This is a genomic window from Paraburkholderia sp. CNPSo 3076 (genome assembly GCF_026343935.1).
GTDB lineage: Bacteria > Pseudomonadota > Gammaproteobacteria > Burkholderiales > Burkholderiaceae > Paraburkholderia > Paraburkholderia nodosa.
In genome coordinates this window covers 224,605-248,891 of the sequence record NZ_JAPMAL010000004.1, presented here as the reverse complement: position 1 = coordinate 248,891, position 24,287 = coordinate 224,605, and the positions used below count along the sequence as shown (strand labels likewise).

Below are 24,287 nucleotides of genomic sequence, written 5' to 3'. Positions count from 1 at the left end.
CTGTTTGTGGTTGCCGCCGGTGGCGGTGTTCTGATCAACCTGGACTAACATGGGAAGTGGCGGCCTCTGCCCAGGACGCTGGTGGTGGTGCATGGGCTGCGTCACGGACCCGTGGAGGTCGACATGAGTGGTGAGGCATCGAACGAAAGCGGTCCCGATCTGGCACGAGGCGTGCCCATCGAATCTCTCGGCGAAGCTGGCCTGATGTCAGGACACGTCGGTGATGACGCGGTGCTGATTGCACGGCTCGGTGCTGAATTCTTCGCTATCGACGCTGCCTGTACTCACTACCACGGCCCGCTCGCCGAAGGGTTGATCGTCGGGGACACGGTACGGTGCCCATGGCATCACGCGTGCTTCAGCCTGCGCACGGGGGAAGCGCTGCGGGCTCCTGCGCTCAGCCCTGTCGCGTGCTGGTCTACGGAGATCCGGGGCGACAAGGTTGTCGTACTGCACAAAAAAGCGCTGCCCGCGGGTTCCGTGACCTCGCCGGCCGGAGCGCCACAGAAGATCGTGATCGTCGGCGCAGGGGCTGCAGGTTTCGCTGCTGCCGAGCGTCTGCGGCGCCTCGGCTACGCGGGCAGCCTCACGATGCTGAGCGACGACGAGGCGCCGCCGGTGGACCGGCCCAACCTCTCCAAAGACTATCTGGCCGGCAGCGCGCCCGAGGAGTGGATGCCGCTTCGGGATGATGCCTTTTACGCAGATCAGCGCATCGATCTGCGGCTCAACGCCGGCGTCGTGCGTCTTCACGTCGCCGCGCAGGAAGTGGAACTCGCGGATGGGGGCAAGGTCCCCTACGACCGCCTGCTTTTGGCCACGGGAGCCGAAGCGGTTCGCTTGCCTATCCCCGGCATGGATTTGCCGCATGTGCATACCCTTCGCACATTGGCCGACTGCCGCGCGATCATCGCTCGCGCAGCGAACTCGCGGCGCGCGGTTGTCATCGGAGCTAGCTTCATCGGACTGGAAGTGGCGGCGTCGTTGCGCGCGCGTGGACTCGAAGTCCACGTCGTGGCGCCGGAGCAGCGTCCGATGGAGCGTGTGCTGGGGCCCCAGATGGGTGAATTTGTGCAGCGGTTGCATGAAGAACACGGCGTCGTCTTCCACCTCGGGAACACCGCCAGCGCGATCGATACGCAGCAGGTATCGCTCAAAGCAGGCGGCAACCTGGAGGCCGATCTGGTGGTGGTCGGCGTCGGCGTGCGGCCGCGACTGGCACTGGCCGAGCAAGCCGGCCTCGCAATCGACCGCGGCGTAGTGGTCGACGCCTGCCTGCAGACCAGCGCGCCTGGCGTCTTCGCTGCCGGCGACATCGCTCGCTGGCCCGATCCGCACAGTGGCACGGCGATTCGCGTGGAGCACTGGGTCGTCGCGCAGCGCCAGGGACAAACGGCGGCGATGAACCTGATTGGCGGACATGAGAAGTTCGACGCCGTGCCATTCTTCTGGAGCCAGCACTACGATGTCCCGATCAACTATCTCGGGCACGCGGACAGCTGGGACGAGATTTCGGTTGACGGCGATATTGCAGGACGCGACTGTTTCCTGCGCTACAAGCGAGACGGACGGGTCGTCGCCGTAGCCTCTATTTATCGCGATACAGAGAGTCTGCGGGCAGAAGTCGAAATGGAACGCGACTTGCGTTGACGCCGGAACGAATCGCAAACGGTTTCCTTGCCAGTCTGCGATCGTTCGCAGTGGCCTGCCGTGAATTTATGCACCAGTCACTGCCCGGTCAGACTCCTAAGGATCTTCCGAACGATGCGTTCGTGCCGCGCGAGCGCCGCTTCGAGCGTGCTGGCGCCATAGCTCTCGTTGTCGTCGCGCACTTCCATTCCGGCGATTCGCGTCACGAACAGCGCGGGTTCCCCACCCCCCGCGTCGGCCACACCGCGAAAGCGCGTCGTGACTGTCACGCCGGACTCTTCGAGCAACGTACGGCGAAAGATCAATTCGTTCTCCGCCATCCAGCGAGACCACTCGCTGCGGTCGAACACCTCGACAGGCCTGTTCTTCGCATCGAGGACATAGAAGCGTTCACCCCTGGGCGGGACGGAGCGGGATCTCATCTATTGGTCAGGCGCGCGCAGGAAGCCGATCGCCTCCCGCCACCAGCTATCGTCGACATGGCCAATCCAGTCGTTATGCTCAGCCGCCTCCACGATCTTCAGCTGTTTCGGACCGGGCAGCGCGCTGTGTAGCGCTTCGCCGAAGCGCGCCGGGACGATGCTGTCGCGTTCGGCCACCACGACGAGAACGGGTTGGCCGAACGCCGCCAGGTGGGTCACGCTGTCGTATCGGTCATGCATCAGCCACTTCACGGGCGCCCATGGGTAGTGGAAGGCGGCGACGTGCTCGAGCTTATCCCATGGCGTAATGAGCATCAGGCCGGCGACCTTGTCGCGCTCGCGCGAGCCGGCCGCTGCGGCCACGCCCGCTCCGAGCGACTCCCCGACAAGCAGCAAAGGGGCGCCGTAGAGACGATGCGCAAGCCCGATGGTCTCTTGCGCATCGACGATCAGACATGCTTCGTTTGGCGAGCCTTCGCGTGGCCCATAGCCCGGATATTCGGCGAGAATCACGCGCAGTCCCAGCCGGTTGAGCGCTGAGGCATAGAAGGACCGGTGCCCTACGTGCCCCGCATTGCCATGAAAGACAATGGCCGTGCCGCGCACGGTTCCGGGCGGTTCGCCAACGAGGCCTCGGAACGCCTCCGTAGTCGGCCAGGTCACAAGTCGTTCGGAGACGACGTCCTCGATTGCAACCTTCTCAGGAAAGTAGAGAAAACGTTCCTGCAACATGGCAACGCCTTCCAAAAGGACCGATCCGCGAAGGCTAAACGTAGCGCCATTCCTCCTGGGCATCCCGGCGACGTTCATCGCCTCGAACGGCTTCTACATTCCGCAGTTCACGGCTTTGGAATCTTCCGATGCGAGACGATACCGCCTCCATTCATCGTGCGTTTCCAGGCTTCATCGGCATGTTGCTGCGCGGATTTCAAGGTGCGCGCGGTCCGTTGCCCTGCTTTGGGCATTGGCGTAAACGCGGAAGCCAAGCCAGACAATGCACGGCGGACCGTCCTCGTGACCATGGTGTGCTCCGCGTAGACATCGGATTAATCAGTCTAACCTTTCCCCCCGGGGCTTGCGAGACTGTACGTTTAACCAGCCATGGCGATGCCGCCAGTCGGGTGGGGAACGCCGCCTCCAGGATCGCCTCGCGAACCTCTGTTTGCGAGGATCGGGTGGTTCTCTCGCCCAGTGATGGGGCGACATCCGCACCGACACTGCGTATCGAGGCCCGATGCGGTTTCATGGCATCATCGTGCGGACCTTCACACAACCTGAGGAGCGACGCAATGGCGACTTATATTGTCTTCACGAAGGAAAGCACGCAGGATCAGAGTGAACTCGACATCTACCAAAGCAAGGTGGGCGAGACCTTCAAGGGTCATCCGGTCAAGATTCTCGCGGCCTACGGACCTCAACAGGTTCTTGAGGGCGAAGCGCCAGAGGGCGTCGTGATAGTGGAGTTTCCGTCGACTGCGGCCGCACGTGCGTGGTACGACAGCCCGGCGTATCAGGAAGTCGCGCAGCACCGGTTCAAGGGTGCGCGCTATCGCGCGGTTCTTGTCGAAGGCGTGTGACAAAAGGCACGACGTTCGGCCCGCGGAGCCGGGCTTTGACCTATGACTCACGCGGCACGACTGCGCGTCTGTGTGCCTTGCAGCATGCGGCAGTGCATTTCAGGCGCTACGCGACATGGATTCCCACACTGGAAATTTCACCTGGGGTACTCATGACAAACAAAGTCTTGCTGATTCCCACGCCGACGGCGGCAATTCGTGCGTCGGGATTGACGCACATTGATTTCGCCGATGGTTATTCCGGTCTGGCGGATCGAACCTACGTCGACGCCGAACAAGCAGCGCGCGCCGTGTTCGCCGATCCGCCACACATGGTCCGATGTCTGATGGCCTTGCGTAACGAAATCGTGGCGCCGTTCGGACTAAAGGCAGGTATTGACTTTAGCGATCGCGGGCTGGGGAAAATCGACGTGTTTCCGATTATCTCAAGTACGGGCACTGAAGTCGTCGTTGGTGGTAACGACAAGCATCTGGATTTTAGGATCTGGATAAGCATTCAACCGAGTCCGAAGGGATCGGAAGTGACGATCTCAACGTTGGTTAAAATCAACAATCTCCTTGGACGAGTCTACTTGTTCGTCATCATGCCATTTCATAAGCGCCTGTCTCGCTCGATGCTGCAACGGGCGGTCAATTGACGCGACAACGTGTCTCCGAACGCCATGCAGGTCAAGCGCAAAGCGTAGCCCGAGCTAGCGTCCAGACGCTCATTGACCGCATTGCGCCTCTAGCCCGGCGAGCACTTCAGCCGCATTCTGATCGGGGGGAAACACCGGATAGAAAACGTGTTCAATCACGCCGTCGTTAATGACCCTCGTCAAGCGCTTCAACAACGTCATGCCCATAGCCGTGAACGTCGGAAGGGAAAGCGCCTTCGTCAACATGAGATGCTCGTCCGACAATAGCGGATACGGGAGATGCAGACGCTCAACGGCGCCTCTTTGATACGGCGTATCCTGCGTTGACAGTCCGAAGATATAGCTTTTGCCCTCCCGTCGTCTATACGGGCCGGCATGGTTGACCAGTCAATGTCCATCGGATCTTTCATGTTTAGCTCTCTCGGTGAGCCGACGAAAAGGGCTTGCATAGCTAGCGAGCGTGCCGCCAGTTGCTGGACTCGTTGACGAATGTCTTATGTGACTCTCCTGTTTCAGTTGCAATCACTTTTCACTCGATTCGCAACGGCCGCTTTCGGGCACGACGACTGCCAGGTTAGGGGCAGCTTATGCGTGCTGTATAAGCTGCGTACCGAGACGCGTGAGACGCAGTGCGGCAAATTGAGTGTCCTGTCGCCCCGTGGGGCCCATGTGAATGGCGCGCTCGAAGGCGTGGACCGCCGGATCATGGTGCCTTTGTGCGGGCCAAACGTCGGCGCCCCGGGGGCACGATGCACCATCCGGATTCGCGGCACCCGCCCGGGTGCGGCCCGTGAGATGATGTGCCACCGTCAACAAGAGATATGGGATGACAACATTCGACGAGGCAACAACGGCGGCGATCGCCGCGTTTGCCCAACTGGATTTCTACACGGCAGTGCAGGCGATGCGCGCCGAGGCCGACTACGACCGCGAACGGGACCAGTGGATCTCGCGCTACATCGACGAGCACGGCGGCGGCGCGGACGATGCGGCATACGACGCCTTGCACGCTCAGGCCCAGGCAACCCCGGAATACGCGCAGTTTGTCGATGCCGTTCGCAGGGAGATCCTGGGATACTTCGGCGTGGCCGACAATCAACTGGACTGGGTGGTCCTGCTGCGCAATGACGACAGCGATGAGCTTTGGGCGGAGGTCAACCGGCGGCGGAGCGCGCTGGGAACCGGTGAGGTGTGCGGAGATCTCTGATCGTCGGACTTGTCATTTTCTAGTATTCGTTAATTAATCGAGCCAATGACTCGGCCTCTCGGGCAACGGCTTCGTCTGCTGATACGCCGTCACCTATCCATAGCTGGACGGTATCGGCGAACGCTGTTTTTGCCGCGCCGCACAACTGAGCGATGCGAATTCTATAAACACCGTCGAAGCTAAACACTTCCAGCCGCCCTTCATACTCACGCGCATAGAATTTCATCGCCAGCTCCTTGTGCCGCCGCCGTGCGTTTCTTCACTGCTCCGGGTATCGCCGCCGCGCCAGGCGTGCTGCCTACCGGCGGTACGAGCACAACCAGCCGCGCTCACCCATCATGCGCTCAATCGGCTGGCGATCGCAACGGTCGTCGCGACGACGTTGCATGCAGGTCCGCTTTGGGTTCGCTTACCGCGAGACACACTCGGTCGCAGGCGGCCAACAACGGTCAATGATCTACACCGTTGCACGGACATTTGAACGCTGGATTTCCAGCGATATATAGACCTTCGAAAACCAACTAAATCTGCTTTCTATCCACGGTTTCCGAACGTTGGAATCGCCACTTTTAGCACGGGCGCACTGGCGGCGGTGCCGCCGGCTATTGCGGCCAAAGAAGACGAGAAAGTCGTGCAATCCGGTGTGGACAAGTTCTTCAACACCGATCTTGAAACGGCGCTGAAGGCCAAGGGCATTCAAACCGTGATCGTAACCGGCACGATGGCACACGGCGCAGTTGTTGCACACCGCAAGCGAGGCGGCGCTGCGCGGCTTCAAGGTCGTGGTCCCGACCGATGGCATGTCGAGCAAGGACCCGTTCGGTGAGTTCTCGGCTGCGTGGGTTCTCGCCAACGCGCCGGGCAGCGTGTCCAGAAACGTTACGCTGACCCGCTCGAGCATGATCAAGTTTCCGCAGTAGGCGATCCTTCATCGGCAAGCGTTGCCTGCACGAGGCGTAGGAGTGTCGTGGGTTGCTGATACGTCTCAGCGGGCTGCCGAACGTTCGGCGCGACAAGCCAGATCTCGATCGTTGCGTTGCCACCGTTGACCGACGAGCATTGCGGGGCTGTTTTTTTATATTCGCCGCGCATTGTTCCGATTTATTTTTCGAAAACGACAGGCTGATTTCTGATAGAAAGGTATACGTAAGGATTGAGCGAAGCCGCCGCCCTGAAAGGAGCCTCGACCCATGAATCTTCCGAAACGTATGCTCGTTGCCAATGTCGCCTGGGCGCAGGAAATCGCCCGGCGCGATCCACATTTCTTCAGCACGCTTGCCACAGGGCAAAAACCCCAGGTGCTCTGGATCGGCTGCTCCGACAGCCGCGTACCCGCCGAAAGCGTCACGCACTGCGCGCCCGGAGATTTGTTCGTTCACCGCAATATCGCGAACCTTTTCCATCCCGACGATGACAACAACATGAGCGTGCTCGAATACGCCGTGCATGTGCTGCGGGTCGTGCACATCATCGTTTGCGGACACTACGGATGCGGCGGCGTACGCGCCTCGCTGCTACCGCCCGCCGAAGCCCTGCCCCACGTGAACCGTCGCATCAAGCCGCTTTGCGCGCTCGCGCAAACGCATCGCTCGACGCTCGCGCGCCTGCCGTCGGAAGAGGCGCGCATCAACCGCCTTGCCGAACTGAACGTGATCGAGCAGGTGCGCCTGCTGCGCGAACATCCGCTCGTGCGCGACGGCGCACCTGTGCCGCTCGTGCACGGCTGGATCTTTTCGCTGAACGACGGCCAGCTGCGCGAACTCGCGTCGGGCTACGACGTTGAAACTGCGAAGGCAAGCGTGGCGGCCTGAGCAAATCCATTCCGCATTGCGCAAGCCCGGCACGCTCGAGGCGCAGGCCTCAAGTCGCGCCAAGGCCGCTGCCGCCGAGTTCTCCACCCTTCTCTTCTACCCGCTTCCATCATGACTTCGAGAGCTTCCCTGTCCGCGCTTGCGCGTGACCTCGCCGCAGGCACTGTCGTCTTTCTCGTCGCCCTGCCGCTGTGCCTCGGCATTGCAAGGGCATCCGGCGCGGAGCCGTTGGCCGGCCTGGTTTCCGGCATTGTCGGCGGCATCGTCGTCGCCGCGCTCAGCGGCTCGCGCCTGAGCGTAAGCGGCCCCGCCGCTGGACTCGTCGTGATCGTCGTGGATGGCATTGCGCGCCTTGGCAGTTTCTCTGCATTCCTGATTGCTGTGCTGCTGTCGGGTGTGCTGCAGTTCGGTTTCGGCATGCTCAAGGCCGGGCGCCTGGCCTCGTATGTGCCCACACCCGTCATCAAGGGCATGCTCGCCGCAATCGGCCTGCTGCTGGTCATCAAGCAGGTTCCGCTCGCGCTCGGACTGACTTCGGGCAACGAGACCGGGTCTCTGACTCACGCGCTCGAGTCGATTTCGCCCATCGTATGCGCGGTCACCGCGATCTCGCTTGCCATTCTTGCGGGTTGGGAAACGCGCGCATTGCGACGCTTCCCGCTAGTGCGGCTCGTACCCGCGCCGCTCGTCGTAGTGCTTGCGGGCGTGGGCGCGACGCTGGTTTGTGGCTCGCCCGGCACGACGTTCGCTTTGCCGGTCGAACAACGCGTGGCACTGCCTGCCATCGAATCATTCGCGGCCCTCGGCGACGCCCTCCAGTTCGGTGAATTCGAGCTTAGCTTCGCGCGCCTTGCCGCCCCGGAGATCTGGATCGTCGCCCTGACGCTCGCCGTCGTTGCAAGTCTCGAGACGCTGCTGAGCCTCGAAGCTGTCGAGCAGATCGACCCGCAGCGGCGCGCCGCGCCGCCCAACCGTGAACTCAAGGCGCAAGGGGTCGGCAATATCGTCGCCGGCGCCATCGGCGGACTGCCCATCACTTCGGTCATCGTGCGCAGTTCCGCGAACGTGCACGCCGGAGCGCAAAGCCGGCTCTCCGCGATCGTCCACGGCGTGCTGCTGCTCGTCAGCGTGTTTGCGCTCACCGACGTGATCAACATGATTCCACTCGCGAGTCTTGCCGCCATTCTCATTCATACCGGCCTCAAGCTCGCCAAACCTTCCTTGTTCATCGCGCTCGCGAAACAGGGCACGGCGCCGTTCGCGCCATTCATCGTTACGATCGCCAGCGTGCTCGCCACCGACCTGCTCACCGGGATCATGCTCGGCGTGCTGTGCAGCGCCGGACTCGCACTGTGGGCGAATCTGCATCGGCCGATCGCGCTCGCGCGGCACGACGATCATTTCCTGGTCTCCTTTCGCAAGGACGTGTCATTTCTAGGTAAGGTGCCGCTCAAGCAAATGCTCGCCCATATCCCGGATCGCGCGACGGTGATCGTCGACACCTCGCGTGCCGATTACATCGATCACGACGTGTGTGAACTGCTCGATCGATTCATTGCCGATGCGCCGCTGCGATCGATCGCGGTGGAAGTCCGGCATGCCGCAGCCGTGCTACCGCCTGCAACTCGCTCAGGCGCCTGAGCGCTCGCCCAGCGATGACGATCAGGCTTTACTGAAAGCGTCCAAAGTGCGCGCAGAATAGACCAGTGCTGCTCCGGCATTCAGGTTGATGGCAACGCCGAGCGCTTCCGACAGTTCCTCCACCGTTGCGCCCGCTTTCTTCGCCTCACTCGCGTGGAACGCAATGCAGCCGTCGCAGCGCGTGGTCACGGCCACGGCAAGAGAGATCAGTTCGCGTGTCTTCGCGTCGAGATGGTATGTCTTCTCCCCTGCCTGGCCTAGTGACGCGATGCCTTTCATGGTTTCCGGGGCAAGTTAGGAGAATTTGCGCAACCGAAGCGTCTGTTGCTCGCGATACTCGTTCCAGTCGTTCATGTTTTTCCTCTGTTACGAAAGTTGATTGAGGGGGTGACTACTACTGATGGTTCGACCTTCGTGAAAGCCAACGGCATGGTGGCGTTGACGGACGCACTCGCAGCCGAACTGGATGAAAATTCAATCATCGCTGGCGAGGCAGTGCGTGGTCTCCGGCTTGGCGCACATCGGGCCGAGCATCTAGCGCGGGACAGCACCGGATGCGCCGTCAAAGCGGACACGTGCGGCATGGATGTCGGGATAACGACGATCAGCCCAATCGATGAGGGCCGCCATCGGCTCCAACAGGGATTGGCCTAGTGGGGCCAGACGATATTCGACGCTTGGCGGGCTGGTGGGAAAAACGTGGCGGCTGATGAGTCCGTCGCGCTCCAGATCGCGGAGTGTCTGGGTAAGCATGCGCTTGGAAATGTCCGGGATGGCCCGGTGAAGCTCACTGAAGCGCTGCGATCGCGTCGCGAGCTCCATGATCATGAGCATGCTCCATTTGTCGCCGATGCGGTCGAGGACGTCGCGAATCGCGCAGTGTGCGGCCTGGGCGTCGCCCAATTGACGTTGATATCGGCTGAATCTCTCGATCGCATTCTGAGCGGTGCTCATTCGGGTTCCCTTTAACTCTTCTGGTAACAAAAAACTGCCTCCTTCCGGCGTGAGGCATCGGTCTCTATGATAGACCTGCCCTCAAACAAAGACTGTTCCTCGGGGAGCTCGGATATCAAACCCTGTTCCCGCCTGCCTTCTGTACCAGACTCCGGCGGACATCCGGGCCAGCGCGTGGTGGAGTCGCAGGTGGAAGCCGAAGATTCCAGGTTCACCGCATCCATCGGCAGCCGCAGGAATGTTGGCGTTTAAGGGCAATGCCAATTTTCAGGAGAAACACATGTTTTTGGAAATGGGAATTACAGGACGCGTAGGCGGCGCGACGGCCCAACATCTGTTGGCGCAAGGCAGGAAGGTACGGGCGCTGGTCCGCAATCGCGAGAAGGCGACGAAATGGGCGGATCAAGGTGTGGAACTCGTCGACGGCGACTGGAATGATGCAGCCGCCGTAGAGAAAGCGCTCGAAGGGGTCGAAGGTGCATTTGTCATGCTGCCGGCAGTCTGGGCACCCTCGCCTGATTTCAGGGAAGCAAAGAGCGTGATCGCGAACTATGTCGAGGCGCTGACCAGGGCCGCGCCACCGCGGGTGGTTGTGCTGTCGTCGATGGGTGCGAACAGAACCAGCGGGCTGGGAATGATCACGGCCCTGTCGCTTCTGGAGCAAGGACTGCGCCACCTCACGTTGCCGATCGCCTATGTGCGAGCCGGCGGGTTTTTCGAAAACTTCCTTTACGGCCTGCACGTCGCCCAGGGCGGCACGCTACCCGTCTACTACGACCCGACGAGTCGGAAGTCGACCATGATCGCGACCGACGATATCGGCGCCGAGGTGGCGACGCTCTTGGCCGGGCCGGCGTGGTCAGGGCATCGCGTCGTTGAGCTTGGCTCAATGGTCAGCGCGGATGAAGTCGCAACCCAGCTGGGTGAAGTCTTGCAGCGCGACGTCAAGGCCTTTGCCATCCCGCGGGCCGGGTGGCCTGCAGCGTTCGAACAGTTCGGCATCCCGAAGGGCCAGACCGGACCGGCCGAAGCGATGTTCGATGCCGTCAACGCGGGCTGGATGGACCTCGGCGTCGCGGGTACGGAGCACATCGCGGGCACGACGCCCCCTCGCGATGTCTTTGCGGCGGCCCACAAGGCCACTACGGCATGAACAACGGAGATCGGCCGGCTCGTCGACCCGGCGAGCCACACTGATCCTCGCCAGTGCCCTCATCAGAGAAGGTAGAAGAATGTCCAAGATTTCCTGGCGCCAGGTATTACCTTTCGTTCTTGCCGCTTTTTTCGTCGTGGGATCGCTCAGTAACATCGTCGCCCCGCGATCCATCTTTGAGGAATACCTGAAGTGGGGATATCCGCACTGGTTCCATTTCGTGACTGGTTCGCTGGAACTCATGACCGCCGTTCTGCTGGCGCGAGCACGGACGCGGCTGTGGGGCTCGGCGCTCGGCTGCACCGTGATGTTGGCTGCGCTGGCGACCGTCACAGTCCACGGCGAATTCGGACATGGGGTGGCGCCACTTGTCGTGGCGACACTATCGATTGTTGTCGGCTGCATTGCCTGGCGCAAGCGGCTCGCTACCGGTTCTTTGGCTCGGGCCTAATCCTTACGGCCTTCAAGAGCTTAAAAGCATGCTGGAAGTGCTATTACCAACCAGTTATCGGTTTCAAATCCTGGATGGGACAGGGTTGACCTGTTGAATTGAGCTTGATGGTTGGTGGGTCAACGGGCGTCCGAAGCAATTCCGAAGCGGTCATCGACGTCTTGTGCTCGCGACCGGCCCTTCGGGGTCGACTATCGCCGAGCGCGTCAGGCGGCAGTCGGCCATGTGGGGGCGCTGGTTAGTGCGACAACTCAGCCGCTCCAATGGCTCATCACCTTCGTCAACAGCCGTTCAAGCTGTTGCGTTGCCTTCAAAGCACTAATGCTGTGGTTACGCTATTAACCGCAAATGTGCGACTTCTCGGCCCGAGCATCCGATCGCCGATCTGCCTCAACGCCTTGCCGTCTTGACATCGTTGTTCGTCCGGTCAGTCAGGATGGCGCTCGCGATTACGTGAAAGAGATGATCGGCGCGTGGCGCGAATGAGGGTTGGTCGCCGAGCCAGCCGAGCGCCGACATCAGGGCGAACAGGTCGTCCCCATTCATATCGGCGCGCGCGGTTCCCTCGGCCTGAGCACGGAGCAGTAGTCGCTCGCCCGCTGAGTGCACCGCTGCGCATGAAGCATAAAGCGCGGAGTCCGGGGCCGCGTGAGCGCTCGCCATCAAGGCGACAACGCCGCTATAGCTATGAACGAATGCCACCCCTTCGCGAAACCAGGACACGAGCGCTTCGTCAGGTGGATTCGACGTTTCGAGGTCCACTGCCTTCTGCGTCAGTGCGTCCAGATTCTCGCGCAGCAACGCTTCGAACAAGGCTTCCCGAGTTGGGAAATGACGAAACAGCGTGGCCAACCCGACGTCGGCCCGGCGGGCGATATCTCGCATGGACGCATCGGCACCATGCTCGGTGACGACGTCGCGCGCGACTGCTAGCAGATGGTCGTAATTTTTTCTGGCGTCGGCCCGCATAGTTTTCTTGACAAGTGGATCAGTGATCCGTATCTTGGGAATCAGGATCTGGATCAGTGATCCACAAGATACAGCGTTTTTGTGCAAAGGGGAACCGAGACGCTGTCCGACACCACGAAAGGAGAAGTCATGGGAAAGCTAGACGGTAAGGTTGCAGTCATCACCGGTGGATCGAGCGGCATGGCGCTGGCGAGCGCCAGACGGTTCGTTGAAGAAGGCGCCTATGTTTTCATTACGGGCCGGAGGCAGGAGACGCTGGACGAAGCTGTCAAGCTGATTGGCAGGAACGTGACCGGCGTGCGCGGCGACGCAGCCAATCTCGACGACCTCGACCGCTTGTTCGATACAGTCAAGCGGGAAAAGGGCAAGATCGACGTCCTGTACGCGAGCGCCGGCTGGGGCGAAGCCGTCCCGCTGGGCGAGATTACCGAGCAGCATTACGATGCGATCTTCGACCTGAATGCACGCGGCACGCTGTTTACGGTTCAGAAGGCGTTGCCGTTGTTCAACGATGGCGGATCGATCTTCATGACCGGGTCAGTGGCTTCGGTAAAAGGTTTTCCTGGTTACAGCGTGTATGCGGCGAGCAAGGCGGCGTTGCGCTCATTCGCACGCACGTGGCTCAACGAGCTGAAGGGCAGGAATATCCGGGTGAACGTGCTGAGCCCGGGGCCCATCGCCACACCGATGCAGGACCAGGTTCTCGACGAGGAGGCGAAGCGGATGTTCGAATCCGTGATCCCGCGGGGAAAGATGGGTCGTCCTGAGGAAATTGCGACGGTCGCGCTGTTTCTTGCTTCAGACGATTCGAGCTTCGTGAATGGAGTGGAGTTGTCTGTCGACGGCGGCCTGTCGGCCATCTAAAATCTCGCCGAAAAGCGTGTAAGGGCGCTACCAACGCGGTGAAGAGGATCTGAATTGTGGAAATCACTATGGATTCCTGATCAGTAAGCGGGATTGGCTTTGGTGATTGTCCAGCGGCTATTGTCACGCCTGCTCGCGCTACCGTCACTGCAAACGACGGTGAGCGCGCCCGGCTCCGCGCATCTGCTGTGGCCCGCGTGGCGCATCGCGCGCAGCGGGCCGCCAAACGCGGGTAGCGGTCCCGCTCGCCCGGTTACCCATTGACATTGGGTCCGTGGTTGATCAAAACGTCCCCTGAAAGGAGAGTTCGTATGAGCTATTCGATTATTGGCTTTGGCGCCGTAGGCCAGGCGCTCGCCCGAGCGTTTGCAAGAAAGAGCATCGACGTGACCGTCGCCAGCCGGCGCCCTCCCGAAGCGTTGATGCAGCAGGCACGAGCGATTGGCCCCACCGTTGTCCCCACGACGCTGCAGGATGCAATCGCGTCCGACACGATCTTCCTGGCAGTTCCGTTTTGGGAACATCGCGAAGTCGCGAAGCAACTCTCGACCTGGCAGGGCAAGACGATCATCGACACGACAAATGCTTTCGGTGTTCCCGTCGCAGACCTGGAAGGTCTGCCGTCGTCCGCAGTTGTCGCCAAAGCGTTTAGCGGCGCCAGGTTCGTAAAGGGCTTTAACCATCTGCCCGCTGCCGCTCTGGCCGCAGATCCGAGCGTGAATGGCGGCAGCCGCGTCGTGTTTCTGTCGAGCGATGACGACAATGCGGTGACACCGGTCGCAGCTTTGGCCGAACAGCTCGGTTTCGCGCCGATTGCGCTAGGACCGCTCAAGGATGGTGGCTCGCTTGTCCAGGCCAGGGGGAATAGCTGGGCTCAACTGATCTTCAAGGATCTCGTCAAGTTCAAATAGCGGTGCGTCACGACAAAGTCACATCGGCCACGTGCATGGCTAAACGCGTGCCGGTGCGTCACGGCGCACCCGTTTCGGGCACTGCGATCTGCCCATTCGCATGCTCTCCGACGCCACTCTTCCATCGCTCACTGGCCGATGCTCACGGCTGCCGCGCGCATCGGAATGCAACGTAGACGTTTGCTTTCACAGAGACTCGATCAATCGGGAAGCCTCCCGATCGCCAAAGACCTGGACCCAGCCTCCCCGGGTATCCATGTACTCCCTGATTGCCACGACTTGCCCGTCCTTCACTTCGTAGACGAAGCAGTAATCGTTGGAGTAGTGACGCCCGTTGGGCAAACGGGCTGAGAGGCGATGCTCTACGAATACGACCGAATCCTCGGCAGCGATACACCGAAACACGTTGGTTCGGTCCGCAAATAAACGCGGGAAGATTCGAGTCGTTCGGCGACCGCGTGCTCATTGCCTGGAACGCGAGCCGCGAAGCCGCCCGTGTGGTTCACGACGCGCTGCCGTTCATCCTGCGAGCGGCGCACGTAACGATGGCCATGCGCGATTCCAGGAACTCGTTCTGGGTGGCGCCACGCGATCCGTACTCTCCACGATGACGCTGCCGGTACTCATGCCTCATTGACCGACCGCACGCAGCGCGACGACCTGGCGAGGCCGCACAATATCCCCGGCGCAAGAGAAAGCCGCCGGGGACAAGACGCCCTTACATCGGTGTTTTCCACGCGATGCAGCAGATCGCCCTCGCTGAGAATCCCGACAACGGCGCCGGTGTCGTCGACGACCGGAACGCCGCTCACGTGATGGTCGGTGAGCAATGTCGCGGCCTCGAAGACCGACGCGTCAGGACGCAGGTTGACGACGTCCGTGGTCATGATGTCTGAAGCTTGCATGGTTCCTCCGTTAGCGGCTAACGCCGCACTGGAACTCAATTTAGAGATCGGCTGCACAGGTGCATCGACTTAAATCAATCAAGCGGACGCTTGCGCTAGGACCTTTCGTCGCCCGATGTGAAATGCCGTTTTCGGGACTGGCGTGGACCGGGTTGGCAACCAGCGCCAATGCGTTCGATTCTCGGGCCATCCTGCACTGTCCGACCATGTCGAAGCTTCCATTGCGACGCGCAACCCGACAAGGCCGCTCAGTCCAGCGCCTTGAGGTCCGCGTCAATCTTTTCAAGCGCGTCCTGCGAGATGAGGCCATCTGTGAATTTCGCCGCCGTCGTCAGCGACATGCCGCGCGCCATGCCGATCTGCGGATACGAGGAGATGCCTGGCAGATGCTTTTCGACGATGGCTTTGGCCGCGGCGCTTTCCAGCAGGTCGCCCACTTGAGTAGGACATCAGAGTTTTTTCTCGAATCCCGTCTGTGTGGGCAGACGTCTGCAAATCAGCGCTCGCCGGGCGCTCACCCTGGCTCTGAAAGGCAGGCAACGGCGGCAAGGCTTCGAAGCGTGGGGCACGCCTGGCCTGCCAGCCTGCGATGGCTTCGGACAGGTCCGCGGTATCGAATATGGCGCTCTGAAGGAGCGCCATGTGTTGCAGCGACTCCGCGGTTCCGTGGTCGCGCGCGAAGTTCATCGCCGTCTTGCTCCCTGCCACTGCCAACGGAGATTTCGATGCAATGCTGCGCGCCACCTCCATCGCATGGTGCTGGAGCGCATCGGCGTCGGGCAGCACGGCATTGACGAGCCCCACGGCGAGCGCCCGTTCGGCGCTCAAACGCTCGCTGGTGTACGCCATCTGGCGCGCGACGCCCGCCGGAATGAGCTTGGGCAGGCGTTGCAGCACGCCCAGATCGGCCACCATGCCGATCTGCGTTTCCTGCAGGCAGAAGAATGCGTCCGCCGTGCATACGCGAATGTCGCAAGCAACGGCAAGGTCGAGCCCGCCTCCGATGCACCCGCCCTGCACGGCGCAGATGACGGGGATACGTGCCTTGTCGAGCACGTCGAAGCAGTCCATCAGACCTGCCAGGACGCGCTGAAAACCGAGGCGCTTGCGTGGACTGCTAGTGTCGAAGTCGTTCGAAATGTTGGCGAACACCTCGAAATCCATGCCGGCCGAAAAGTGCTTGCCCGTCGAACTGATGACGAGCACGCGGACTTCGCCACTCGTATCGAGCGTCTGCACGATTTCGCGCAGGCCCGCATAAAACGCAAGATCCATCACATTGAGCCGGTCGGGACGGTTCAATTGAAGATGCGCGATGCCTGCTTCGGTACTGAGGCGAAAGTATTGATCGTTCATGGGGTGCTCGACGAAAGGACGATTCTGATGGGAGCAGCCGTGTCAATGCTTCCGGACATTCACGCCGAGTCCCTCAATCCGGTTCAGGCGGTTACGACCCAGCTTTATACGCCGGGAGAAGATGAGCCAGACGTGCGCCCATCTCCGCACCCAGCACCTGCAGTGCGTTGAATGGCCGGATCATCACTTCGAATTCGACGATGCGACCCGCCTCGTCGAAACGGATCATGTCGATGCCTTTGAGCTGCTTGTCCTGCACGGTCGCGCTGAACTCGAGCACGACGTTCAGGCCGTCGGCGCTGCTGAACTGCCGATGGTAGGTAAAGTCCCCGAAAATGGTGATCACCGTACGCAGCGCCATCAGCAATGCGGGCGCGGGACCGTAGGGCTTGAACGCCATCGGCGAGCGAAATACGGCCTCTGGATGCACGATGGATTCCAGCCGGCTGAGATCCTTGCTGTCCACGAGCTCATGCCAGATCGCGAGGGACCGCGCGACAGCGGGAGGCAGGTTGAGTATGGCGTCGTTCATTTCAGGTCCGTTTTCAGGTCGAGAGAAAACGCAGCGCGCTCACAACGAGGCGGCAAGCGTGGTGCCCTCGTGGATGGCCCGTTTGGCGTCGAGTTCGGCGGCCTCGGCGGCACCGCCGATCACGTGGACCTTGCGGCCGGCGGCCAGCAACTGGTCGGCCAGCTCGCGCAGCGGCTCCTGTCCCGCGCAGACCACGACGTTGTCGACGGCGAGGGTTTGCGGCACACCGTCGATGCTCACGTGCAACCCATCGTCGTCGACGCGCTGGTATTCCACCGAGGAGGACATGCCAACACCGCGCGCCTTCAAGGCCGTTCGGTGAATCCACCCCGTGGTCTTGCCGAGGTTTTCGCCAACCTTCGAGCGCCTGCGTTGCAGCAGATGCACGCTGCGAGTCGCCGGACCCACCGCTGCCCGACGCAATCCGCCGCGTTCGGCATAGGCCGTGTCCACGCCCCATTCGGCGAAGAATTTTTGCGGATCGAGGCTCGCGGACTCGCCCTCATGCACGAGGTACTCGGCCACGTCGAAGCCGATTCCGCCAGCCCCCACAATGGCGACGTCAGATCCCACCGGCTTGCCGTCGCGCAACACGTCCAGATAGCCCAGCACCTTGGCATGGCTGGCCCCTTCGATGCGCAGCTCGCGCGGCAGAACGCCGGTCGCCACGACCACCTCATCGAAGCCCTCCTGCATCAGCGCTTCGGCGCTCGCGCGCGTGCCGAGGCGAAGCTCGACGCCCGTCAATTCGATCTGGCGGCGGAAGTAGCGCAGCGTTTCATTGAACTCTTCCTTGCCCGGTACCTTTTTGGCGATATTGAACTGGCCGCCGATCTCGGTGCCGGCCTCGAAGAGCGTAACGGCATGCCCGCGGCTGGCCGCAGTCACCGCGCAGGCGAGACCTGCCGGCCCCGCGCCCACGATCGCCACGCGCTTTGGCTGTGAGGCAGGCCGGATGACGATTTCCGTCTCGTGGCAGGCCCGCGGATTGACGAGGCAGGACGTGACCTTGCCTGCGAACGTATGGTCGAGACAAGCCTGATTGCAGCCGATGCAGGTATTGATCTCGTCGGCGCGACCCTCGCGGGCCTTGCGCACGAATTCGGCATCGGCGAGGAACGGACGGGCCATCGAGACCATGTCGCACGCGCTGTCGGCGAGCAACTGTTCGGCGAGCTCGGGCGTGTTGATGCGATTGGTGGCAACGAGCGGCACCGAGACCTTACCCATCAGTTGCTGCGTGACCCAGGCCCAGGCGCCGCGCGGCACCTTGGTGGCGATGGTGGGAATCCGCGCCTCGTGCCAGCCGATGCCCGTATTGATGATGGTGGCACCCGCCTGCTCGACGGCCTGTGCGAGCTGGATGACCTCCTTCAGTGTCGAGCCGCCCTCGACCAGATCGAGCATCGAAAGCCGGTAGATGATGATGAAGTCGCGGCCGACGCGTTCCCGCACGCGGCGCACGATCTCCACCGCAAAACGTATGCGGTTCTCGTAACTGCCGCCCCAGCGGTCAGTGCGATGATTGGTGCGCATCGCAATGAACTCGTTGATGAGGTAGCCCTCGGAGCCCATGATTTCCACGCCGTCGTACCCTGCATAGTGTGCAAGGGCTGCGCAGCGGACGAAATCGTCGATGGTTTCCTCAACCTCGTCGTCACTCAACTCGTGAGGGGTGAACGGATTGATGGGGGCTTGCAGCGCACTGGGCGCGACCAGCATCGGCTGATACGAGTAGCGGCCGAAATGCAGGATCTGCATGGCGATCTTGCCGCCTTCCGCGTGGACGGCGCGCGTAATCGTACGGTGCCGCCCGGCTTCCTCTTCCGTGGTCAACATCGCGCCGCCATGCATGGGGCGCGCGCGTTCGTTCGGCGCTATGCCGCCGGTCACGATCAACCCAACTTCGCCACGCGCGCGCTCCGCATAGAACGCGGCCATGCGCTCGAAGCCATTCGGCGCTTCCTCCAGACCGACGTGCATGGAGCCCATCAGCACGCGGTTCTTCAAGGTCGTGAAGCCCAGATCGAGCGGGCGCAAAAGGTAGGGATAGCGATTTGTCATGTTCATGCAACTGGTTGTATGACGGCGAAGTCGATGATGCAACCAGTTGCATAGAGAATCAAGCGAATGCGAGGATTTCGAAAACCTCCTCTACAACGTCTCTTTGATCAAACGTGACTCTCGCACTCCTAGCGCGCTGCGATCCCCTGGGCTCCAGGCGGTACGCCGGTCACTGAACCAATCGGTTCGAGCGTGCCGTCGGGCATCACGCGAAACCCGGTTACGGCGCCGTTGCCCTCCCGCACATAGAGGAATTTGCTGCGACTGCTGAGCGCCATGTCGAGCGGAGCGCTGAGCGCACCTGCAGCGGGATTGAGAAGGTTTATCTTCCCGTCCGCGGCAATGCGCAGACTGCTGATCGTGCCGCTACCGGCATTGGCGGTATAGGCAAAACGTCCGTCGCCGGTTGTGACGAGCCAGCAAGGAGCGGACTGGCCCAGCGGGATCGCCGCGCTGATTGATTCAAGATGTTTGCCGTCTTCTACTTCGTATGAGGAAACCGAACCAGACCCGGCTTCAGAGACGATTGCATAACCGCGTGTCGTGATGGAAAACCCGAACGGTGTAACGCCGTTTGAGGCATGCGGGGTCGGTGTCGAAGCGTAGCCGGTAAAGCCGACGGAATACGTGTCAATGAGTTGCGTGCCCTTTTCGGTCACCAGCAATTCGTTGCCTTCCGGTGCGAACCTGACTTGCGCCGGCTGGGCAGAGGTTCCGCCGGCAAGTGGTCGCTGCGAGCCGGGTAAAGCAACGAGGCGCTTGCCGAACGCGTCGACAAAATAGCCACTAATGTTCGGCGTGCCGCCGGCGTTGAGCACATAAGCGATGAGCCCCTTGACCGTCACGCTGACGGGCATCTGACCGCCCGATGGCTTTCTGTCGAGCAACGTTAGTTTGCTGCCGTCGATTGCAAAAAGCGAAACATCATTGCTGCCGGCATTCACCGCAAGCAGAAAGCCCGAGTCCAACGTCAGTGCGCCCTGCGAGCCTAGCGGATCGGCGCCCGTGCCCGCTCCTTTTCCGCCGGTTTGATAGGTGGCCGCGTAGGTCAGTGTTCCATTTGTGGCTCGAGCATAGACAAGCACCGAGTTTCCGGAAGGCTGGTTCGACATGACGTAGACCGCCCCGGGCGGATCGACCTCGGAAGCGGCTTGCGCAAAGCTGCTTGAAGCGAATCCCAGCGCTGCGGCGAACGCGATGGTCCGCAATGGAAACGATGAAACGTACGTGACAAATGACATGACGAACTCCTTGCCTAGTAGACACGACTTCGTTAAGGGAACTGCCACTGCACTGCACACTCGTTCTTCTCTCGTAGCACCGGTTGCGAATATGGAAAGCACACCTTATTAATGACGGCGGGCGCCTGGGAACGTCGGCCCTTGCGGCTCAATGCGTGCCGTTGGTGACTCGTGCCGCGCCGATGATTGCACCATCCGTCGACTGGATCAGTATTGCCGCCTGTTCACCGGCCGGCGGCGCAGGCTCGAGCTTCAACGCAGCGCCGGTCCATTCGCCGACGGCCTGTATCGAGCGAACGATATTTGACTCCCTGAGCGTACGCCCCGTGTTTTCGCCTCGCCCGACCTCGGTCACGTGCCCGGTGTCATAGCCAACCAGCAAGATCTGACCATGGCCGGTGCCGCGCCCCACCATGACTGATAACGTCCCGCCGTGGCGCACACCACTAACCTCCACCCCCGCCTCGTCCGCTTTCTGCGCGATCGCGATTGCCGCCTCAGCGGCACGTCGATTCGAACCCACCAGTCCCTTCTGGCCGTCGATCACCATTTGCGGGGTGTAGGCGCTCTCACCAAACCGGGCGCTGTACTCGGCCTGGCGCTGCGTGGCGGCTTCCAGCGAGTAAGGGTCGCGCCAGCCCAGGCCGTCCCAGTACGTCACGTGAAACGCGAGGGGAAGCACCTCCTGACGGTCATGCGATAGCTCAGACAGATAGGCATCCGCGGGAGGACACGAGGAGCACCCTTCCGAGGTGAACAGCTCGACAACGACAGGCCTGGCCGACGCCACGACGGGTGCGGCCAGAAAAAAGAGCGCAATAGCAACGAGCCGAACGGGCATGATCGGTCTCCAGGACGACAGGACTGCCTCTTAATTCGTTCGGTTACGCATGCCGGTTACAGCCGGAAGGAATATATTTCGTCGGGCCTCGCACGCACTTACGGATTGACGTCGTGGGCAGCACCTGGATCGAGAAAACGGGGAAGCGATGCAATGGCAGGCTTTGGCAGCGGCACGCTGTAGAGGAAGCCCTGGGCAATCTCGCAGCCATGCGCATCGAGAAAGGCGGCCTGCTCTATTGTCTCGACGCCTTCGGCAACGACCCGCTGCCCGAGGCAACGAGCGATGGAAAGGATCGCCTTCACAAGTTCGGCATGGCGCCGGTCAGTCGTGACTCGCTGTACGAACGTACGGTCGATCTTGAGCGTATCAATGGGGAATCGGGTCAAATAGCTGAGTGCGGAATAGCCGGTGCCGAAATCATCGATCGCAATCGATAGACCCATGCTTTCAAATTCGAGGAGCGCGCTCAGGACCGAGTCGTCCTCTTCCAGCAGCAGACTTTCGGTAATCTCAAACTCCAGCCACTCCGGTCGACAGCCGGTTTCATCGAGGACATCCTTGACCGTCAGTGCGAGGTCGCGCGACTGAAACTGTCTCGCCGAAAGATTGATCGACACTCTGTGGCGCTCGCCACGCCCGGTGTTCCATTCGACGGCCGAGCGACACGCTTCGCGAAGCACCCACCGCCCAAGATCGACAATAAGGCCGGTTTCCTCCGCAAGCGGCACGAACTGATCCGGGCGAATAAAGCCCACTCCAGGGCGATTCCATCTCAACAAGGCTTCCGAACCAATGACTTCCGCGCCGCGAAGCGTAACTTGCGGCTGGTAATACAACTCAAACTCGCCCAGATCGACTGCGCGCCGCAGCTCCGACTCGAGCGAAAGACGTGCCGTGGCCTCGACGGTCAGGTCCTTCGTGTAAAAGCGAAAACCGCGACGCCCTGAGCGCTTCGCAAGGTACATCGCAGAGTCTGCGTATCTCAGCAAGTCTTTCGCATCGGTGCTGTCGACGGGATACAGCGCAATCCCGACGCTGCACGATATGAACACTTCTCTTCCGTCGAGCAGGAAAGGTTCGTCGAGCCGGCTGATGATGCTCGCGGAGATCTCCTCGAGGATGCCGCGATCGGCAATCTCGGGCAGCAGAACGGCGAACTCGTCACCACCAAAGCGGGCAACCGTGTCCCCCACCCGCACGCATGAAACCAGGCGATGCGCGGCCTCACGCAGCAACTCATCACCGACCGCATGACCCATCGTGTCGTTGACACCCTTGAAGCGGTCCATGTCGATCATCATGACGGCCGTATAGTGGGCGTGCGTGCTGTTCGCGATCGCCAGACGCAATTGCTCGTTGAACAGGACGCGATTCGGCAGCGCCGTTAACGCGTCGAAGTACGCCATCCGATGGATCTTTCCTCTGGAAGCGTGCAGTTCCGAGATATCCCGCCCTACGGCAAGGACGGTTTCCACCTTGCCGTCCGCCCCCAGTTCCGCTGTCAACCGGATCAGCTGGCACAGTTCCCTGTTCTCGTCAGGCCCCCAGACCAACTCGAATTCCCTGTCGCTTGCCGTCGCGAATACTTCCCTGAGCTGCTGCTCATAGAGGACGGACCCTGGGCCGCCTGGATATTCGGCCGGCGTCCTGCCGAGCAGCGCTTTTGCCCCTCCATTGGCGAGCGCGGCGAAAGTTGGATTGACGTAGAGGCGTCGGCAATCCCGTCCATAACGGGCGACCGTATCGGGCGAGTTTTCAACGAGGGTTCGAAATTCGCGTTCCCGGCGGGCCAGCTTTTCCTCGAAACGGCGCCGTTCACTCATGTCGCGTGCCACGCCGAGAACGCCCGCCACCGTCCCCCCTGCATCGAACACCGGCAGGCGTCGAGTTTCGAGCAAAGTACGTTCACGGGTCGACGGAGCGACCACCCAATCGTCGTTCACGCAAACATGCAGCGCATCGATTGCTGCCTTGTCGCGTTCCCGGAAGTAGTCCGCCAGCTCGACATCGAAAATGTCGTAATCGGTTCTGCCGAGAATTTCAGCTTTCGGCCTGCCGACAAATTGCTCGAAGCTGTAATTGCAAAGGAGGAAGATCCCAGCGGTGTCCTTTAGCCACACCATATCGGGGATGGTATGGAGCACGGTCATCAACTGTGCGCGCGCGTCGGACAGTTGACGCGCCTTGTCTTCGAGGCGTCCGTTGAGTTGCAGGATCCTCTCGTATTGGGCCCGCTGCTCGGACTCCGCCCGCTTACGTTCGGTGATGTCCAGAATCGCACCGATCAAGCCGGCCTGGCGGCCCTCATCGTCGTGGAAAACCGCCTTGCTGAATTCCACGTCGCGCACGGCTTTCTTTGCGTTCTGGACCTTGAATTCGTATCGCTGGATACCGCCTTTCGCGAACAGCTCCTCGTCCATGGCGAAATAGGTTTGCGCCAGCTCGGAAGGACTCGTCTCAAAGACGGTCTTGCCGATGAATCGCTCCTTGGGGACGCCAAGAAATTCTTCGAAAGCCCGATTGAGATGAAGGTACCGCCCTTCCCTGTCTTTCGAAAAGACAGGAATGGGCATGGTATCGAGCAACGATTCGAGAAACGACTCGCGTTCACGGAGCTTCGCCTCCGCACGTTTGCGCGCCGTGATGTTGAAATAGATCGCGAGCACCGCAGGACCCGCGTCCGCTGTCGGATGGCTTACGAACTGCACGAGGTAATGCTCGCCCTGCATCTGCGGCAGCCCATCGAACGGCAGTTCCAGCTCACGCGCAACGCCAGTGATCGCGACTTCGCGAATGGTATCGAGGTACTGCTGCAGCGCCTGGGGTGAAAACATCCGGGCTTCGGCATTCGTCGCGCAGGCGCTTTCGGATGCGGCCCTCATCATCGCCGCGGCCGCGCTATTCATGTAGCGCCGTTGGCCCTGCGCGTCGTAACGGATGACCGGCATAGGCAGGTTGCTGAGCGGCTCGCCGTAGTCGCTTTCTGCGTCCATTCCAGGGTTTCTCATGCTGTCAAAGAGAATGTGTGCTCGTACAACGCCATCTACGCACGCGTTCCCGGAATCGGCAACTTCAACAACGCGCAACACGGCATGCC

26 protein-coding genes and 1 pseudogene are annotated in these 24,287 nt (G+C 61.2%); 12 read left to right on the top strand and 15 right to left on the bottom strand.

Features of this window, described 5'->3' with window-relative positions:
* Positions 1–123 precede the first annotated feature (123 nt).
* Entirely contained in the window at positions 124–1,650 is a 1,527-nt protein-coding gene (locus M3A49_RS06995; RefSeq protein WP_266228037.1) for an FAD-dependent oxidoreductase, read from the top strand.
* Between the two features lie 77 nt (positions 1,651–1,727).
* On the opposite strand, the gene M3A49_RS06990 is transcribed toward M3A49_RS06995, so the two are convergent.
* Both M3A49_RS06990 and M3A49_RS06985 read right to left on the bottom strand, forming a co-directional pair.
* Positions 1,728–2,072: a hypothetical protein gene (locus M3A49_RS06990; RefSeq protein WP_254354511.1), complete on the bottom strand. Its 345-nt coding sequence runs from the start codon at positions 2,070–2,072 to the stop codon at positions 1,728–1,730.
* The gene (locus tag M3A49_RS06985; protein ID WP_266228036.1) at positions 2,073–2,804 is read right to left on the bottom strand and encodes an alpha/beta hydrolase; all 732 of its coding nucleotides are present in this window, start codon (positions 2,802–2,804) and stop codon (positions 2,073–2,075) included. It lies immediately after the preceding gene.
* 557 nt (positions 2,805–3,361) lie between these two features.
* Here M3A49_RS06985 and M3A49_RS06980 point away from each other — a divergent pair.
* Positions 3,362–3,649: a DUF1330 domain-containing protein gene (locus M3A49_RS06980; RefSeq protein ID WP_254354512.1), complete on the top strand. Its 288-nt coding sequence runs from the start codon at positions 3,362–3,364 to the stop codon at positions 3,647–3,649.
* 35 nt (positions 3,650–3,684) lie between these two features.
* Complete coding sequence (locus M3A49_RS06975) at positions 3,685–4,287, top strand: DUF2867 domain-containing protein (protein WP_254354513.1); 603 nt, start codon at positions 3,685–3,687, stop codon at positions 4,285–4,287.
* A gap of 69 nt (positions 4,288–4,356) precedes the next feature.
* Here the strand turns inward: M3A49_RS06975 and M3A49_RS06970 are convergent, their stop codons facing one another.
* The gene (locus M3A49_RS06970) at positions 4,357–4,617 is read right to left on the bottom strand and encodes a redoxin family protein (protein WP_323183113.1); all 261 of its coding nucleotides are present in this window, start codon (positions 4,615–4,617) and stop codon (positions 4,357–4,359) included.
* Positions 4,618–5,113: 496 nt separating this feature from the next.
* Here M3A49_RS06970 and M3A49_RS06965 point away from each other — a divergent pair, with 496 nt between their 5' ends.
* Positions 5,114–5,494 carry an ATP-dependent protease gene (locus tag M3A49_RS06965; protein WP_266228035.1) on the top strand — a complete coding sequence of 127 codons (381 nt, stop codon included), beginning with the start codon at positions 5,114–5,116 and terminating at the stop codon, positions 5,492–5,494.
* A gap of 19 nt (positions 5,495–5,513) precedes the next feature.
* Here M3A49_RS06965 and M3A49_RS06960 read toward each other — a convergent pair whose 3' ends face one another.
* Complete coding sequence (locus M3A49_RS06960) at positions 5,514–5,720, bottom strand: hypothetical protein (protein WP_028204535.1); 207 nt, start codon at positions 5,718–5,720, stop codon at positions 5,514–5,516.
* A 366-nt stretch (positions 5,721–6,086) separates the two neighbouring features.
* Here M3A49_RS06960 and M3A49_RS42625 point away from each other — a divergent pair, with 366 nt between their 5' ends.
* The 3 genes from M3A49_RS42625 to M3A49_RS06945 all read left to right on the top strand — a co-directional run bounded on the left by M3A49_RS42625 (position 6,087) and on the right by M3A49_RS06945 (position 8,946).
* Entirely contained in the window at positions 6,087–6,320 is a 234-nt protein-coding gene (locus M3A49_RS42625; RefSeq protein ID WP_416338926.1) for an isochorismatase family protein, read from the top strand.
* A gap of 364 nt (positions 6,321–6,684) precedes the next feature.
* Entirely contained in the window at positions 6,685–7,305 is a 621-nt protein-coding gene (locus tag M3A49_RS06950; protein WP_266228033.1) for a carbonic anhydrase, read from the top strand.
* A 111-nt stretch (positions 7,306–7,416) separates the two neighbouring features.
* The gene (locus M3A49_RS06945) at positions 7,417–8,946 is read left to right on the top strand and encodes a SulP family inorganic anion transporter (RefSeq protein ID WP_266228032.1); all 1,530 of its coding nucleotides are present in this window, start codon (positions 7,417–7,419) and stop codon (positions 8,944–8,946) included.
* A 21-nt stretch (positions 8,947–8,967) separates the two neighbouring features.
* On the opposite strand, the gene M3A49_RS06940 is transcribed toward M3A49_RS06945, so the two are convergent.
* Both M3A49_RS06940 and M3A49_RS06935 read right to left on the bottom strand, forming a co-directional pair.
* Positions 8,968–9,225 carry a carboxymuconolactone decarboxylase family protein gene (locus M3A49_RS06940; RefSeq protein WP_416338925.1) on the bottom strand — a complete coding sequence of 86 codons (258 nt, stop codon included), beginning with the start codon at positions 9,223–9,225 and terminating at the stop codon, positions 8,968–8,970.
* Positions 9,226–9,480: 255 nt separating this feature from the next.
* A complete protein-coding gene (locus tag M3A49_RS06935; protein ID WP_254354518.1) occupies positions 9,481–9,900 on the bottom strand; it encodes a winged helix-turn-helix transcriptional regulator in 420 nt (139 codons plus the stop codon).
* Between the two features lie 280 nt (positions 9,901–10,180).
* Here M3A49_RS06935 and M3A49_RS06930 point away from each other — a divergent pair, with 280 nt between their 5' ends.
* Both M3A49_RS06930 and M3A49_RS06925 read left to right on the top strand, forming a co-directional pair.
* On the top strand, positions 10,181–11,053 hold the full coding sequence (locus tag M3A49_RS06930) for an NmrA family NAD(P)-binding protein (RefSeq protein ID WP_266228031.1): 873 nt from the start codon (positions 10,181–10,183) through the stop codon (positions 11,051–11,053).
* Between the two features lie 79 nt (positions 11,054–11,132).
* Positions 11,133–11,504 (top strand): DoxX family protein, encoded by a 372-nt coding sequence (locus M3A49_RS06925; protein WP_254354520.1) that lies wholly within the window; start codon positions 11,133–11,135, stop codon positions 11,502–11,504.
* A gap of 390 nt (positions 11,505–11,894) precedes the next feature.
* Here the strand turns inward: M3A49_RS06925 and M3A49_RS06920 are convergent, their stop codons facing one another.
* Positions 11,895–12,473 (bottom strand): TetR/AcrR family transcriptional regulator, encoded by a 579-nt coding sequence (locus tag M3A49_RS06920; RefSeq protein ID WP_266228030.1) that lies wholly within the window; start codon positions 12,471–12,473, stop codon positions 11,895–11,897.
* A gap of 129 nt (positions 12,474–12,602) precedes the next feature.
* Between M3A49_RS06920 and M3A49_RS06915 the strand changes: the two genes are divergently transcribed.
* Entirely contained in the window at positions 12,603–13,337 is a 735-nt protein-coding gene (locus tag M3A49_RS06915; RefSeq protein WP_266228029.1) for an SDR family NAD(P)-dependent oxidoreductase, read from the top strand.
* Between the two features lie 311 nt (positions 13,338–13,648).
* A complete protein-coding gene (locus tag M3A49_RS06910; RefSeq protein WP_254354523.1) occupies positions 13,649–14,248 on the top strand; it encodes an NADPH-dependent F420 reductase in 600 nt (199 codons plus the stop codon).
* Between the two features lie 186 nt (positions 14,249–14,434).
* On the opposite strand, the gene M3A49_RS42620 is transcribed toward M3A49_RS06910, so the two are convergent.
* On the bottom strand, positions 14,435–14,653 hold the full coding sequence (locus M3A49_RS42620; RefSeq protein WP_416338924.1) for a nuclear transport factor 2 family protein: 219 nt from the start codon (positions 14,651–14,653) through the stop codon (positions 14,435–14,437).
* 20 nt (positions 14,654–14,673) lie between these two features.
* Here M3A49_RS42620 and M3A49_RS06905 point away from each other — a divergent pair.
* Positions 14,674–14,885: pseudogene (locus M3A49_RS06905) on the top strand (hypothetical protein); the annotation flags it as partial.
* On the opposite strand, the gene M3A49_RS06900 reads toward M3A49_RS06905, so the two are convergent.
* The 7 genes from M3A49_RS06900 to M3A49_RS06870 form a co-directional block, all read right to left on the bottom strand.
* Entirely contained in the window at positions 14,872–15,153 is a 282-nt protein-coding gene (locus M3A49_RS06900) for a CBS domain-containing protein (RefSeq protein WP_266228028.1), read from the bottom strand. The pseudogene M3A49_RS06905 and the gene M3A49_RS06900 overlap by 14 nt on opposite strands.
* A 282-nt stretch (positions 15,154–15,435) precedes the next feature.
* Positions 15,436–16,509 carry an enoyl-CoA hydratase-related protein gene (locus M3A49_RS06895; protein WP_266228027.1) on the bottom strand — a complete coding sequence of 358 codons (1,074 nt, stop codon included), beginning with the start codon at positions 16,507–16,509 and terminating at the stop codon, positions 15,436–15,438.
* Positions 16,510–16,600: 91 nt separating this feature from the next.
* A complete protein-coding gene (locus M3A49_RS06890) occupies positions 16,601–17,041 on the bottom strand; it encodes a nuclear transport factor 2 family protein (protein ID WP_254354525.1) in 441 nt (146 codons plus the stop codon).
* Positions 17,042–17,080: 39 nt separating this feature from the next.
* A complete protein-coding gene (locus M3A49_RS06885; protein WP_266228078.1) occupies positions 17,081–19,105 on the bottom strand; it encodes an NADPH-dependent 2,4-dienoyl-CoA reductase in 2,025 nt (674 codons plus the stop codon).
* 128 nt (positions 19,106–19,233) lie between these two features.
* Entirely contained in the window at positions 19,234–20,346 is a 1,113-nt protein-coding gene (locus M3A49_RS06880) for a lactonase family protein (RefSeq protein WP_266228026.1), read from the bottom strand.
* 148 nt (positions 20,347–20,494) lie between these two features.
* On the bottom strand, positions 20,495–21,187 hold the full coding sequence (locus tag M3A49_RS06875) for a DUF1223 domain-containing protein (RefSeq protein WP_266228025.1): 693 nt from the start codon (positions 21,185–21,187) through the stop codon (positions 20,495–20,497).
* A 98-nt stretch (positions 21,188–21,285) separates the two neighbouring features.
* Positions 21,286–24,183, bottom strand: a complete 2,898-nt coding sequence (locus M3A49_RS06870; RefSeq protein ID WP_266228024.1) for an EAL and GGDEF domain-containing protein — start codon at positions 24,181–24,183, stop codon at positions 21,286–21,288.
* Positions 24,184–24,287: the final 104 nt, after the last annotated feature.